Source organism: Corynebacterium sp. MSK297 (assembly GCF_030232885.1).
In the GTDB taxonomy this organism is placed as follows: Bacteria; Actinomycetota; Actinomycetes; order Mycobacteriales; family Mycobacteriaceae; genus Corynebacterium.
The window spans coordinates 38,712-53,310 of sequence record NZ_JASPGD010000013.1 but is presented as its reverse complement, the minus strand read 5'-3'; the positions used below and the strand labels follow the sequence as shown (position 1 = coordinate 53,310).

Annotated in this window: 13 protein-coding genes and 2 pseudogenes; 7 read left to right on the top strand and 8 right to left on the bottom strand. The window is 56.9% G+C overall.

Annotated features, from left to right (window positions below):
* Positions 1–773 precede the first annotated feature (773 nt).
* Positions 774–989: a hypothetical protein gene (locus tag QP888_RS10295; RefSeq protein WP_284593930.1), complete on the top strand. Its 216-nt coding sequence runs from the start codon at positions 774–776 to the stop codon at positions 987–989.
* Between the two features lie 114 nt (positions 990–1,103).
* Here QP888_RS10295 and QP888_RS10290 read toward each other — a convergent pair whose 3' ends face one another.
* Entirely contained in the window at positions 1,104–1,781 is a 678-nt protein-coding gene (locus QP888_RS10290) for a type 1 glutamine amidotransferase domain-containing protein (protein WP_049150077.1), read from the bottom strand.
* 133 nt (positions 1,782–1,914) lie between these two features.
* On the opposite strand from QP888_RS10290, the gene QP888_RS10285 reads away from it, so the two are divergent.
* The 3 genes from QP888_RS10285 (at position 1,915) to cobA (ending at position 3,547) form a co-directional block, all read left to right on the top strand.
* On the top strand, positions 1,915–2,148 hold the full coding sequence (locus QP888_RS10285; RefSeq protein ID WP_284813484.1) for a hypothetical protein: 234 nt from the start codon (positions 1,915–1,917) through the stop codon (positions 2,146–2,148).
* A gap of 130 nt (positions 2,149–2,278) precedes the next feature.
* Positions 2,279–2,722 (top strand): hypothetical protein, encoded by a 444-nt coding sequence (locus QP888_RS10280; protein ID WP_284813483.1) that lies wholly within the window; start codon positions 2,279–2,281, stop codon positions 2,720–2,722.
* A 9-nt stretch (positions 2,723–2,731) separates the two neighbouring features.
* On the top strand, positions 2,732–3,547 hold the full coding sequence (gene cobA / locus QP888_RS10275) for a uroporphyrinogen-III C-methyltransferase (RefSeq protein WP_284813482.1): 816 nt from the start codon (positions 2,732–2,734) through the stop codon (positions 3,545–3,547).
* Here cobA and QP888_RS10270 read toward each other — a convergent pair.
* The 6 genes from QP888_RS10270 to QP888_RS10245 form a co-directional block, all read right to left on the bottom strand.
* The gene (locus QP888_RS10270) at positions 3,507–4,505 is read right to left on the bottom strand and encodes a sulfite exporter TauE/SafE family protein (RefSeq protein ID WP_284813481.1); all 999 of its coding nucleotides are present in this window, start codon (positions 4,503–4,505) and stop codon (positions 3,507–3,509) included. The genes cobA and QP888_RS10270 overlap by 41 nt on opposite strands.
* Before the next feature lie 8 nt (positions 4,506–4,513).
* On the bottom strand, positions 4,514–5,347 hold the full coding sequence (locus QP888_RS10265; protein WP_284813480.1) for a sirohydrochlorin chelatase: 834 nt from the start codon (positions 5,345–5,347) through the stop codon (positions 4,514–4,516).
* Between the two features lie 16 nt (positions 5,348–5,363).
* Entirely contained in the window at positions 5,364–6,644 is a 1,281-nt protein-coding gene (locus QP888_RS10260; RefSeq protein ID WP_284813479.1) for a sulfate adenylyltransferase subunit 1, read from the bottom strand.
* Positions 6,644–7,639, bottom strand: coding sequence for a sulfate adenylyltransferase subunit CysD (gene cysD, locus QP888_RS10255; RefSeq protein WP_284813478.1), 996 nt, complete (start codon positions 7,637–7,639; stop codon positions 6,644–6,646). Before cysD ends, QP888_RS10260 begins: the two co-directional genes overlap by 1 nt.
* Positions 7,636–8,430 carry a phosphoadenylyl-sulfate reductase gene (locus tag QP888_RS10250; RefSeq protein WP_284813487.1) on the bottom strand — a complete coding sequence of 265 codons (795 nt, stop codon included), beginning with the start codon at positions 8,428–8,430 and terminating at the stop codon, positions 7,636–7,638. Before QP888_RS10250 ends, cysD begins: the two co-directional genes overlap by 4 nt.
* Positions 8,431–8,651: 221 nt before the next feature.
* Positions 8,652–10,325 (bottom strand): nitrite/sulfite reductase, encoded by a 1,674-nt coding sequence (locus tag QP888_RS10245; protein WP_284813477.1) that lies wholly within the window; start codon positions 10,323–10,325, stop codon positions 8,652–8,654.
* 378 nt (positions 10,326–10,703) lie between these two features.
* Between QP888_RS10245 and QP888_RS10240 the strand changes: the two genes are divergently transcribed.
* From QP888_RS10240 to QP888_RS11200, 3 genes and pseudogenes are all read left to right on the top strand, one after another.
* Entirely contained in the window at positions 10,704–12,134 is a 1,431-nt protein-coding gene (locus QP888_RS10240; RefSeq protein ID WP_284813476.1) for an FAD-dependent oxidoreductase, read from the top strand.
* Positions 12,135–12,257: 123 nt separating this feature from the next.
* A pseudogene (locus QP888_RS11205) lies at positions 12,258–12,491 on the top strand (recombinase family protein); the annotation flags it as partial.
* A gap of 122 nt (positions 12,492–12,613) precedes the next feature.
* On the top strand, positions 12,614–12,958 hold the full coding sequence (locus tag QP888_RS11200; protein WP_350338245.1) for a pentapeptide repeat-containing protein: 345 nt from the start codon (positions 12,614–12,616) through the stop codon (positions 12,956–12,958).
* 404 nt (positions 12,959–13,362) lie between these two features.
* Here the strand turns inward: QP888_RS11200 and QP888_RS10235 are convergent.
* Positions 13,363–14,580, bottom strand: a pseudogene (locus QP888_RS10235) (IS3 family transposase).
* Positions 14,581–14,599: the final 19 nt, after the last annotated feature.

Here is a 14,599-nt window from a genome sequence, read left to right as displayed (position 1 = left end):
GCATCCTGGTCAAATTTTCTTGGCATGTTCGAAGATTTTCCCGTCTACTCAAAAGGAACAAAACCTGGGACACTTCACCCCAGCAACACCCAAAGCAGCTCAAAACCGTCACTGCTTCTTGCGTTGGTACCGGCCCCAGGGTCTCAGTCGACTTTCCTCCACTGGAAATTGCGGGATCCTTATGTAGACTATTGGCTGCTCCGACCAATCGAACTCATAGCAATGCGTTGGAGCCAAATTACGACAGCGCTGCTACACACGGATTATCTGCCCAAGAGGCCGATGCACTAGCGGAATTCATGGACCCCCCAAAAAAAATGAACAGATGTAAGTAGAAAGGTTTCTTTCGATGGGATTCGGCGGTGCTCTGCAACGAACAAGCAAAGACGGTAGGCCGTGGGTACCACCGGCTTGGTTCTCGTTTATTGTCCTACCGGCCATGGTCGTAGCAAGTTTCTACATCAGCCAAGTAACCGGCTGGCGCGGCGTAGCTTCACCCAACGAAGAAGGAGTCTCGTGGAGCGAGGTGAGCTCGGAAGGACTATTAGGCTATTCAGCGCAATTCCTTGCCTTCTATTACTTTCTGGTCCTGCCGTTTTTCCTTGTGCGTAGGTACAGGTGGAAAAAGCGCGATAATCGCGGGACCAACGAGTAAGAGAAATCGGTTTCTCAGGGCAGCGTAATGCGGGTCCGGCCGAGTCACCGGTGTACGCGGAGTGGAATTAGCAGCCGATGATGCTCTACCCCGCGGCCATGCCTCAAGCAGAAAAGCCGTGCGCGAATTTCAACTGAATGCAGCATCCGTGGTTACCGCCACCGGCGGCATCGGAGGCAATCTAGCAAAAGTACGCGCCAGCTGGCCTCACCATAGCATCCGCATTATTCCCGGGCCTTCGGCTCTGTGGCTGGATGCTACCGGCACCCGCTTTCCGACGACGGCCTGCTGGACCGCGAGCGTGTCGCACGGCCCGGAAATTTCTGGGCGATAAGATCGTGCGCGCTATAGACAAATAACCTGCCCCCGGGCAAAACGGTGCCCTGGGAGCAGGTTAGCGCGGGCTTGTCAGAGCCCTGTTGAAGCGCAGGTTATTTCAGCGCTCGTATTAAAAGTCGCGCAGGATGCGCTGTGCCAGAGGCTCAGACGATGCTGGGTTCTGGCCGGTGTAAAGGTTGCGATCTACTTCGACGTACGGTTGCATCGGATCGGTCTGCTTAAAGTCAGCACCGAGTTCACGCAGACGAGTCTCAACTACCCACTTGGCGGCTGCGATGGTCTCCTCGCCTTCTTCGGCGTTGGTAAAGCCAGTCATCGTGTAGCCCTTCAGCGGCCAGTTGTCATTGTCCATGGCGAGCAATGCAGCTGGAGCGTGGCATACCAGGGAAAGCGCACGACCGGATTCAATACGGTCCTGCAGCAGTTTGGCGGAATCCTGGTCATAAGCCAGGTCTTCCATTGGGCCGTGGCCACCAGGGTAAAAGACGAGGTCATAGTCAGCCTCGTTAACATCAGCCAGATTAAGCGGGTTGTTCAGCTCCGAGCCGATTTCTCCGAGGTAATTCTCGTATTCCGCGCGCTCACTGTCGGACAGAACATCGAGGCTGTACTGGTCTACTACTGGAGCCTTAGCATTTGGCGTCGCGAAGTCAATGTTCCATCCAGCGTTTTTGAATACGCGGTGTGGAGCAATCAGCTCTTCGGCCCAGTAACCGGTAGGGCGGGCGCTGCCGTCGGCCAGCGTCCATTTATCTGCGGCAGTAACTACGAATAGTGCGGAAGGCATAACTTCCTCCTTGTATATAGGTGAGCTATCTAATGTTCTTCAAATGTGTTGTACCCGCAAGTGCGTTGCACCCGGGAGGACAACGACACCAAGAATACGCTTCGCTGAATCTTCGTTGGCGAGATTTTTCTTCATGAGTCTTGCGGCAGAGGCAGAAAAACGCCGCGATTTCGAGCCGGAAATTCTCGCCCACAGCGACATAACTGCTGTTCAAGACGGTATCGAGAGAAAATACGATGCACATGAAGCCCAGCTGCTGCACCCCCAAGAAAAAGATGATTTGTCAACTATTTCACATTCTTGGAGCGCCGGTTGGTGGCGAAGTATGTCGATTTCCGGCCTATTTCGTCGCCTGCGAAGAAGTTGAAGAAATCCAACACGAGGTTCTCAAAGAAGCTCTCGGGCTTACCGAAACCAGCACTTCTTCATCCACAGGCAACGAGAGGAATTGGACGAATTAGCGTCTTTATAACGGGATTCACAGTACCCTTGTGTCTATGAGGTTACAGACAGCTTTTATCCCGACGGCAGTAGCATTTTCTGTGTTATCGGCGTGCTCCACAGCCGAGAGCGAACCTCCGACGTCTCAAACGCACGTTCCAGTCACCACGTCCCCAACATCACAGGCCACGGCAACACAGCCCCAAGAAACACCTGACGCCCCTGACACCCCTGACGCCGACCACAACGGCAAACCCACTGCACCAGTTCACAATGACCACGGAATGTTCACCGTAAAATGCCAGGTAGCAAAAATTGAATCAGATCATGGCATCGTCGGATACGTATACGGAAACCATAAAACCAGCATCCCCATCGCTGAGCAGGATGCCGAGCAGTTCGTCCCAAAATTCGGCCCGGGAAACGAGAAGCAAAATTGCAACACGGTCAAAGAATATCTTCCTAGTGGAGCCTATGATCTGCATGACCAGGTGCTCTAAACTAGCGGCATGACTACTCCAGATTCCGGCCCAGATTCTGCCCCTGCCGATGCTGCTTCCGCTGCCGCCGCTGGCCCCGCCGCGAATTTGTACCCAGTCAAGTTAATTGGTGGCGGCCCCGGCGCGTGGGATCTCATCACGCTACGCGGCCAAACCGCACTCCACGAGGCTGATGTCATCGTCGCAGACCACCTGGGCCCCACCCCGTTTCTGGATCGATTGTGCGATATTTCCAGCAAAAAGCTTGTCGACGCTTCCAAGCTGCCGTATAAAAAGCAGGTCGCCCAGGAAGAAATCAACCGCATTCTCGTCGAATACACCCAAGCCGGATACAAGGTGGTGCGGCTCAAAGGCGGCGATCCGTTTGTGTTCGGGCGCGGTTTTGAAGAAATCACGGCACTCGCAGAAGCTGGGATCGCCTGTGAAGTCATTCCCGGCGTAAGTTCCGCTTATGCTGTTCCGGGGTTGGCACACATACCTGTTACCCAGCGTGGCGTCGTGCATGCCGCCACCGTCGTCAGTGGGCACCTGCCACCGGGGCACGAAAAATCCCTGGTTGATTGGTCTGCACTGGCGCGCTCCGGTGCCACGCTGTCCATCATCATGGGGGTGCGCAACGCCGGTGCAATCGCGGACGCACTGATCGAAGCAGGCATGGCTGCTGCTACCCCCACCGCCGTCATTCAGGAAGGAAGCCTTGCCGACGAGCGGGTGTTCCGCTGCCAGCTCGAACGGCTCGGCGCAACCATTGCGGAAAATTCGGTGGAACCACCTGCGGTGATCGTCATCGGAGATGTAGCCGGGCTGGAACCTTCTGTTCAGTAGCGCCCGGATCAGCACCCGCTGGCTCACGAGTTACCGACTCAGCAGCCACCGGCTCTGTGCGCGATTCGGTGCTTTCCGCGGCTGCACGCTGCAGCGATTCCACCCGCATGCGTGTGCGGTAACGGCGCACCCCGTGCACCGTCAACGCGATACCCACCACCATGATCGCTAGCTGCACCGGCCACACCGTATCCAGTGGCAGCAGGTAGCGAATATTCAATGCGATAATCGCCGAACCCACCAGCCCACCTAGTGCCACCGGGTTAATGCGGGAAATCAGCCAGGCAGCGATGGGAGCGGCAATGCTTCCGCCAATCAGCAGAGCCACAACCGCGGCGGTATGCGACACGATTTCCTCCCACAGGCCCACCACAAAACCAGCAGATGCGCCCGCGGCCACCAGAAACTCCGAGGCAGAAACCGTGCCGACAATATATCGAGGCTGTTGCCGGCCGACGCCCAACAGCGTGGAGGTAGTCACCGGGCCCCAGCCGCCGCCACCGGTGGAATCCACCAGACCACCCACGGCACCCAAGAAACCTAAAAATGGTGTGGAATATTCCGCCTTTTTTGCCAGCTTGCGTTTCGTGCGCCCTTGGCTAAATCGCCACACCAGGTTTGCCCCGATGGCCACCAGCACAGCTGCGGTAATCGGTTGTGCCTTATCCAGTGGCAGATTGGATAAAAACATTGCGCCGACAAACCCGGCGAGTGCCCCGGGAAATCCCAGCCGCGCCACCACGGACCAATCCACGTTGCCAAAGCGCCAGTGGCTAAAACCCGAAACCGCGGTGGTTCCCAGTTCTGCCACGTGCACCACGGCCGAAGCTTGTGCAGCACCCAACCCAGCGAGGCCTAGGAGGATCGTTGTTGAGGTCACCCCGAAGCCCATGCCGATGCCGCCGTCGACAAGCTGCGCGGCGAAACCAGCCAGGGCGATAAAAATTAAACCTCTCATGATTTTCCTCAAATCTGCGCGGCTACTACCTCTGCGAGTGCCGTGCCTAGTGGTTGGGAATAGGTGATTCTGCGTTCTTGTTCTGCGGATTCTCCTGCTTGCGAAGCACCGGCTGGTGCTGCACCGTCTTGTGCTCCACTTGCTTGCGCTGCATTTATTTCTTCGGCCTGGCGATACATTCGATCCAGCAACAAGCCGTGGCTGACAAACAGCGGCACCAGGTGCATTCGCTCGTGGTCCTGGGCCAGCTCTGCCAACCGGTTCGGGCCGGTGGCAAATACCACGCTGATGCCATCGGCACTGCTCTGTTCGGCATCGGACTGATTTACGCCGGACTGAATTACGCCGGATTGATGAGCACCGGCCTGGTTCACGCCGGCACGCCTTGCAGCAACACGCCTGGCGAGCTTGTCGACGCTCGCATTGGCCGCATGGTCAGAAGATCCCACCGACACCAACACCACGTGCGCCCCAGCCGGAGCGTCGCGGGCAATCACCCGGGACAACAATTCCTCCATGGCCAGGCCGGTGCCCAGCCCGTCGGCAAGCTCCACGTCCGCCCCGGCGCGCTGTGCCTGCTGGCGCACCGCAGCGAGTTGTTCCGGAACATCAACTTTTTGGTGAAAACCACGCGTAAACAGCAACGGGACGATCACCATATGCTTGTGCCCATCAGCAATCGCCTCGGCCACGGCGGTGCGCAGATCAGGTTCGTTGAATTCCAGGTGGCTGCTGTAGCCTTCCACCCCAGCGCTGTTCGCGGCTGCTGCGCTGAGCTCATCGATCAAACCAACAGCCTGCGGGTGGCGTGAGCCGTGCGAAAGAGTAATCAGCGCAGTCATTATCAGCTCTCCCCCGTTACTTCTGCCCGATTAATCCCGCAGCCAGCGAGTTGCCATCGTGCGGGTCTGCCAGCACGAATGCGCCCCATTTGCCACGGGCTGCGTAATCATCCACTGCGATCTCCACGGCGGTTTCTAATTCCACGGTGGCGATCTCGTTGAGCGCTAGCTGGGCTTGTGCTGGCTGTGGCTCGTCCTGCGCTGACCGGTCCTGGCGAGTCTCGATGCTGGCCACGCGCGCCTTATACTTGCCGCTGTCATACAGCAGGTGCAGTTTTTGCCCCGCACGCACGCCTTTATCGGACAAGCCCACCAGCGTGGCAGTAAATTTCCGTGTACTGCGTGGGCTGCTACCAGCGGAAATAAAATCACCGCGGACCAAATCAATCTCATCAGCCAACCGCAGCACCACGGAATCACCAGAGTGCGCCTCCTGCAGCTGCCTATCAGCAGTATCAATGCCAACAACGCTGCTGGTACGCCCGCCACTGACGGTGACGGCATCACCCACGGCAACCGAACCGGTGGTGACCCGCCCGGCGTACCCGCGGTAATCAGTCTGCGGCTCGCGGATGACGTATTGGATGGGGAAACGGAAATCCAGCCCGGCAGCGATATCGCTTTCCGCCGGTTGAATGGTATCGAGCAGTTCCACGATCGGCTGGCCGTCGTACCACGGTGTGTGCGCAGATCTTTCCACCACATTGTCACCTGCCAATGCGGAGATCGGCACCACGCGAGTATGGCGTGGCGCCAACGCACCAAGCTCAGCTAAGGCGTCGGCAAGCTGGGCTTGGATATCCTCATACACGGCTTGGTCATAGCCAACCAGATCGATCTTATTCACCGCGATGATCACGTCCTGGATTCCCAACAGCGCCGCAATATGCAGGTGACGCTTGGTTTGTTCCACCACCCCATAGCGGGCATCAATGAGCAGGATGACGACTTCCGCCGTGGACATGCCCGTGATCGTATTTCGGGTGTACTGCACGTGCCCCGGAGTATCTGCGAGGATGAAGCTGCGCTGGTCAGTGGCGAAATATCGGTAGGCGACGTCGATCGTGATGCCTTGTTCGCGTTCGGCGCGCAGGCCGTCGACAAGCAAGGAAAAATCCAGACCATCGAAGCCGCGTTTCGACGAACTCGCCGCCACGGCTTCTAACTGGTCGGATAACACCGATTTGGTGTCGTGCAGCAAACGCCCCACGAATGTGGATTTGCCATCGTCGACCGATCCGGCGGTGCAGATGCGCAACGCTCGACGATTGTTCAGGATGGTTGCGGTGCTAGTCATCAGAAGTAGCCTTCCTTCTTGCGGTCTTCCATGGCGGATTCGGAGATGCGATCATCAGCGCGAGTCGCGCCACGTTCTGTGAGTGGAGAAGCCGCGATTTCCGCCAACACCTCATCAATGGTTTCGGCTTCGGACAGCACCGCCCCGGTGCAGGACATATCGCCGACCGTGCGATAGCGCACCGTGCGGGTTACCGGGGTGGCCTGGTCTGCACCAGCTGCGCGTGCGGCTGAGCTGCCCGCACCCCAGGGGCCGGGAGTTAGCCACATGCCGTCGCGTTCAACAACCTCACGCTGGTGCGCGAAGTAAATGCTGGGAAGCTCCAGCCCGCGCGCGGCGATGTATTGCCAAACGTCAACTTCTGTCCAGTTCGAGATGGGAAACACGCGGATATTTTCTTCCGGCAATTTGCCACCGTTGTAGATATTCCACAGTTCCGGACGCTGCCGCCGTGGATCCCAACCACCGAAACTATCGCGCACAGAGAAGATGCGCTCTTTCGCTCGCGCGCGTTCCTCGTCGCGCCGCGCCCCGCCGAGCACCGCGTCGTAGCCGCGTTGTTCAATGGTTTCCACCAGCGGCACGGTCTGCAGCGGGTTCCGCGAGCCGTCGGCACGTTCCTGCAGATCACCGCGGTCGATCCAGTCTTGCAGCTTGGCGACGTGCAGGTCCACGCCGCATTTCTCGACGGTGCGGTCGCGAAATTCCAGCACCTCTGGGAAGTTGTGCCCGGTATCGATGTGGATCAGTTCCGCCGGTATGGCACCCGGAGCAAACGCCCGCCGGGCCAGTTCCAGCACCACGACGGAGTCTTTTCCACCGGAAAACAGCAGCCCGACCTTGTCGAATTGCCCCGCGACCTCGCGCAAGATGTGGATGGATTCGTTTTCGAGTTCGTGCAGGTGCGGCGATAACTCGGTGCCGGTTGTGTGGGTTGGCTGGCTGTTTTGGGGTGGTTGGTTGATGTGGGTGGGGTTGTTCACGCTTGTGCTCATGTGTGTAGTCCGCATTCTGTTTTGTTCAGTCCGGCCCAGCGCCCCGCGCGTGGGTCTTGGCCTTCCGCTACTGGCAAGGTGCAGGTCGCACACCCGATTGACGGGTATCCCTGCTTGGTCAACGGGTGCACGATCAGGTCGTGCTTGTCGACGTAGTCCTCAGTGTCTTGCAAACTCCACGTCACCAGCGGGCTGATTTTCAGCCGGCCCGTATCGTCGAGGCTTAGCGCGGGTGCTTGTGCGCGCGTGGGGCCGTCGTCACGCCGCAGCCCGGTGACCCAACCCGCGAATGGCGAGAGGTTGCGCGCGAGTGGTTCGACTTTGCGCATCCGGCAGCAGGCCGTCGGGTTCGAGGCATAGAGCCGCGGGCCGTAGACCTCGTCTTGCTGGCTGCGTTCCAGAGCGGGTTTGGCGGTAATAAACTGCTGGTCGTAGCGCTGCTGCACCTGCTTGGCGACGTCGAGGGTCTCGTCGAAGTGATAACCGGTGTCCAAGAACAACAGGCTGGCGCGTGGGGCATAGCGGCTGGCGAGTTCTGCCAACACGGTGTTTTCCATGGACATGGTCACCACGATGTCACCGGGCACGTGTTCGTCCGCCCAAGCCAGGATGTCTTCAGCACAGGCGTCATATAGCGCGTCGGCGTAGTCGGTTACGAGCTGCCGGTTGTGTGCCGCGATGTCGTCGGCAAGCGGCTCCGTCGTGGTGGAAGCACCTTCTGGGGACTGTTCCGGGTCGCGATAACTCTGCTCCGCGCCCGATGTTCCACGTGAAACATTGAGAAAATTCAGCGACTTGTGCAGGGAGTTCTGCAGCGCCTCGTTAGTGGACACCGCCGGTTCCGGCGCGGCCTCTTGCTCATCCTGGCCGTGGAACTGCACGGAAAACACCCGCAGGCATTCGCTGCAGCTCCAGGCGAACTCCGTTTCCTCGTCCGGGAATAGCCCCTCCCCCGCGCAATACGGGCAAAACAGCGGGTGGTTCCGGTTCGGGTTCGGTTTCCGGCGAAACTTCATGACAAAGCCTCCTCATCCGCACGGACAGTCCACTGCGCAAAAGACTCGCCCTCTTCGCGTTGCTGCTTGTAGTTCTCGACGACGCGCACGACATAATCGCCCAGCTCACTGGCCAGAACCTTGTGGCCTTTCAGCTTGCGGCCGAAGTTCTGCTCAATGCCCAACGCACCGCCGAGATGCACCTGGAAACCTTCCACACGGTTGCCCTCGTCGTCAGTCAGCGTCTGGCCCTTCAAACCAATATCCGAAACCTGCGAACGCGCACACGCATTCGGGCAGCCATTCAGGGAAATCGTCAGGCTGGAATCAATATCGCCAATGCGCTCTTCCAGATCGTCGACCAGCTCAATCGCGCGCGATTTGGTGGTTACGTGGGCAAGTTTGCAAAACTCCAACCCTGTGCAGGAGATGATGCCGCGGCGGAACTCCGAGGGTGTGGAATACAGGCCCGTGGCATCCAGGTCACGAGCTACCTCAGCAAGCTTTTCGCGCGGAATATCCAAAAACAGCAGTTCTTTCATCGGTGTGGTCCGGATACGCGTGATCCCGTGCTTTTCCGCGGCTTCTGCAATCGCAATCAGCTGTTCACCGGTCGCGTGGCCAACAGTCGGTTTCACACCTAGATAGAAGTTGCCGTCCTTTTGCGGGTGCGCGCCGATGTGATCACGGATGCCGGATTGCAACGGGGTCGGTTCGGCGTCGAGAAGCGGGGAATCCAGATACTCCGTTTCCAGCACCTCACGGAATTTCTCAATCCCCCACTTAGCGACGAGGAATTTCAACCGCGCCCGGTTGCGCAGGCGGCGGAAACCATAATCACGGAAGATGCGAACCACCCCAGCCCACACCTCCGGGACGCGCTCGATGGGAATCCACGCCCCCAGCGATTGCGACAGCATCGGGTTGGTGGAAAGCCCGCCGCCAACGAAGCAATCAAACCCAGGGCCGTATTCCGGATGGTTTTTCCCAATAAACGCCACGTCCTGGATCTCGTGGGTGACATCCTGGCGGGAGTTACCCGAAATGGCAGTTTTGAATTTCCGTGGCAGGTTGTGGAATTCCGCGCGCGGCAGATAGTTCTCTTTGATCTCTTCGATCGCCGGGCTAGCATCAATGATCTCGTCGGCCGCCACCCCAGCTGTGGGCGAGCCCAAGATCACGCGCGGCACGTCGCCGCAGCCCATCATCGTGGTCAGACCAACGGCATCCAACCTGCGCCAAATCTCTGGGACATCCTCGATGGGGATCCAGTGCAGCTGAATATTCTGCCGGTCGGTGAAATCCGCGGTAGACCGTGCGAAATCCCGGGAGATCTCACCGACGACGCGCAGGCGCTCCGGGGTGGCTTGACCGCCGTCGAAACGCACGCGCATCATGAAATATTTATCTTGCAGCTCGTGGTTTTCTAATTGACCGGTGTATTCGCCACCGAGATTCTGCTTGCGTTGGGTATAAATGCCGAGCCACTTGAAGCGTTTGCTGATGTCATCGGCAGGGATCGAATCAAAACCCTGCTTGGAGTAGGTGTCGATCACACGCTGCTTCACCTCGAAGGCTTCTTGTTCTTGCTTCACCTCCTCTTCTTTGTTCAGCGGGCTAGTGCCATCGATATTCCACTGCCCTTCTGGTTTGGGCTTCCGCTTTGGGCGTGCGGGTGCGTTTGTAGTCATAAGTTGCCTCACTAAACGGTTTCGGCGATGTGCAGGGGTTTTACTCGGGGTTAGTTGTAGATTTTGTTGTTCAACCGGAAAGTCACAATCCCGGCCGAACCAATGCGTTCACAGTAATTGAACCACTTAGTCTAACCCAATGAGACCGGTCGGTCTATTTAATTCATACAAGCAATCCTGCATGCGACCTGGAGTAATGTGGCCCACATCATTTGAATTTAATTCGCTAGCTAGCAAAATAGAGACAAATAGGTTCAAATAGATCTTGCTTGCTTAACGCGAACCGAATAAGCGCGTGATCACGCACGCGCAGAAGAACGCACTCGCACGAGAAACCAACAACTAACGACTAACAACCGAAAGGCACGATTAACGCGAATGACTACTTCCACTACGTCCGCAACTCCGTCCAAGCAGACTGACGCAGTGACCAGCAACCCCAACACCGAGGGCGATAAACCGCTCAAGATCGCCGTCGTCGGTGCTGGTCCAGCCGGTATTTACGCCTCCGATATCCTGATTAAAAAGACCGGCGGCAACGTCGATATTGACTTGCTCGACCGCATGCCCACCCCCTTCGGCTTGATCCGCTACGGCGTGGCTCCGGATCACCCGCGTATTAAAGGCATCATCAAATCGCTGCACCGCGTGCTCAGCAACGAGAAGATCCGGTTTATCGGCAACGTCGAGGTTGGCCACACCATCAGCGTCGAAGAACTCAAGGATCATTACGACGCCGTTATTTTCTCCACCGGCGCCGTCGACGACCGTGACCTGAACATCCCTGGCGCGGACCTGGAAGGTGTGTGGGGTGCTGGCGAATTCGTCGGCTTCTACGACGGTAACCCCCGCTTCGAGCGCAACTGGGACCTTTCCGCCGAGCAAGTCGCGGTCATCGGCGTCGGCAATGTGGGCCTGGATGTCTCCCGTATTTTGGCGAAGACGGGCGACGAGTTGAAGGTCACCGAAATTCCGGACAATGTCTACGAATCACTGGCGCAAAACCAGGCCCACACCGTGCGCGTGTTCGGACGTCGCGGCCCCGCCGAAGCTAAGTTCACCCCGCAGGAACTGAAAGAGCTCGACCACTCGGACACCATCAACGTCGTCGTCGACCCAGAAGATATTGATTACGACGAATCCGGCGAGGCGGCACGCCGCGCATCGAAGTCGCAAGATCAGGTGTGCCAAATTCTGGAACAGTACGCGATGCGCGATCCGAAGGAAGCACCGCACACGCTGCAGATTCATTTCTTTGAAAACCCGGTCGAGATCATCGGCAAGGATGGCAAGGTTGCAGCGCTGAAGACCGAGCGCACCGAGTTGACCGGCGACGGAAATGTGCAAGGCACCGGCGAATTCACCGAATGGCCGGTACAAGCTGTCTACCGCGCGGTTGGTTACCGGTCAGTGGGCATCGAGGGTGTGCCGTTTGATGAGCAGAAGCACGTCATCCCCAACGACGGCGGCCACGTGCTCACAGAACCGAATGGCGAAATTGTGCCAAGCCTGTATACCACCGGCTGGATTAAGCGCGGCCCGGTGGGCCTGATTGGTAACACGAAATCCGATGCCGCCGAGACTATCGGCATGCTGCTGGAGGATATTGCGGCCGGTAAGCTGTCCGCTGCCGACAACACCGACTTGGTGGAGTTGTTGGAATCCCGCGGCGTCGAAGTGACCAACTGGGAGGGTTTCCAGTTGCTGGATGCCCGCGAAGTAGCTTTGGGTGAGGCCGAAGGCCGCGAGCGCAAGAAGCTCGTAGAGTTTGAAGAAATGCTTGAAGCCTCCCGTACCCCGCAAAGCTAACGGCTAAGGGTTAAGTAGCAGGAGGGGATGCGGTCATTGCCCAGGAGAATGCTGACTTTCAACCCTCGCGGGACGAAGACTAATGCGTGGGAAGTGGAAGGGGTATATCCGTATTTCGACGGCGACGAACTCGTCGTCTCGTCGATTGATCGCCTCATCTGATCGCTAACGGATCTTCGCGGTATTGTTGGTGAACTCTCCAGCAAAAGTGTGACCGTTATTTTTGTGCATGAGAATCTCACGTTGCCGAAAAACGCCGGCAAATACGAAAACCGCGAACCCTCCCTTAGCCCAAACCAAGTAGTGGAGATTAGCCGACGTGTGCTGGCGGGAAAGTCGAGACCACAGACATACTAACCGTGGTCGGTTTCAATAAGATGGGTGACGGCAAACCTTATAAAGTTGTAACCACCCACGGCCTTGGCTACCAAGGCCGTTGCTCGCAATGGATCATCAATTCACCGCAGATTAAATAGAAAATGTACAAAACGATGCCTCGATCGTGGGTCACGGGACTCGCTGGTAAAGACATTTCCGGGAAAGATATGTCCAACTATGACCTGACGGACATCAATCTCGAAGGAAGCATATGCAAAGGATGCTCGTTCCGAGGTTCTATGGTGGCGTGGGCTAACTTGAAATCGGCGGATTTTACCGATGCAGATTTTACGCACGCAATTCTTAGCGAGTCGGACCTTCGTGGAGCGACATTAACGCACGCTGATCTTACTAACGCATATCTGGTGCCTGTTACCGCCGATCCAAGGCAATTCTCTGAATGTACAGGTTTGGATGCAAGTAATGCGATCTTTTATACCCCCTGATTGTGCCTACAAGGATTCCGTTCAAGCCCTACCGTATATAGAGCGTTGAAAACGCCTAGTGAAGTGCCCCAGGTTTTGCTCCGTTTAAGTAGATGGGAAAATGCTTCAAGCATACCCACAAAATTGATCAACATGCGAAGGACCGAGTTATCCAATTAGTAGAAGATCAAATCCTGACAGAAACCATGTCGACGTAGGCGTCGAGTCAGGCAGTAGCCCCAAAGCCATGGTTTCATGGCGCATTGCCCGCCGATGGGTTCAACAGACCCTTCAAGCCCCCACCCGTCTAAAATTGGCCATTCCAGTTTTCAGGGGCTAAGCTCAGGCTTCTTCCCCGGTACCGCTTCACTGCAAGCGCTGGGGTTGCCCGCAAATCGTGGACACATAGTAGAGCTACCTAGTGGTTAGGCAGCTATTTCTTTTCTGCTGGTGGTTAAACCAATATGGTTCTCGAAATCGACGGGACTGACCATCCCCAGTGAGGAATGCCGACGCCGACGGTTATAGACCACCTCAATCCAGTAGGCAACGGCCTTGCGTGCGGCATCACGGGTGGGCCAGCGCTTCCGGTCGTAGAACTCGGTCTTAAGCGTCGACCAGAACGACTCGGCCATCGCATTATCGAAACACACCCCGGTACGCCCCACGGACTGAGCAATGCCCAGGTTACGGCATACTTCCCAAAGCTTCTCGCTGGTGAATTGAGTTCCGCGGTCAGCGTCAAACACCAGACCATCAGCAACGTCACCGCGCAGTGTATACGCCATCCGCAAAGCTCGTTCGACCAGGGAAGTATCTTGCACGCTATCCATAGCCCAGCCCAGTACCCTGCGGGAATGGCCATCGCGGACCACGCACAAATACAACCAGCCCTCGTTGGTGCGCAGGTAGGTAATATCTGACATCCACACCCTGTTGAGCTCACCGGTATCAAACATGCGCTTGACCAGGTCATCAAGACTCGACTTCCGCTTAGATTGAATCGTTGTCACCGGGACAAAGGCACGTGGTGAAATTCCTTCAATGCCCATCATGCGCATCCGCTTGGCCACAGTCTTACGGTTAAGCGAAATACGGTAGCGCTCGGTAAGTTCTGCGGTGATCCGTGGGGCACCATAAACCTCGTCGGAATCCGACCAAATCTGATGAATCTTGCGGTCAACATCATCGTAAAAAGCTGTACGATAATCTTCACCGGATAGCCGCTTCTGCTGCGTATGAGCCCATGTGTAGTATCCAGACCGAGACACTTTTAATAGCCGTGCCATACGTTTGATACTGTAGTTAGCCTTCTCCTGCTGCATTAATTCGAACTTTTCTGATCGCGTTGCCTTAAAGCGAAGAAGGCTGTCGGGTTTGACAAAAACTCATTATCCATCTTGGCTTGTGCCAGCTCACGACGCAGACGAGCGTTCTCAGCACGAAGATCCGCCTCGCTTAATCCATCAGAGGATCCTCGGCGTTGACGCTGATTTTTGACCCACCGGCCTAAAAGACCTGGTGCGACGCCAATCTCCTTGAGCTACATGAGCAATTGGGCGCTGCGATTCGATTACCAGGCTCAAAGCTTCACGTCGATACTCAGGTGTGTATTTCTGGCGTTGTTGACTCACAATGAACATCCTCTCCTACGGACACAAA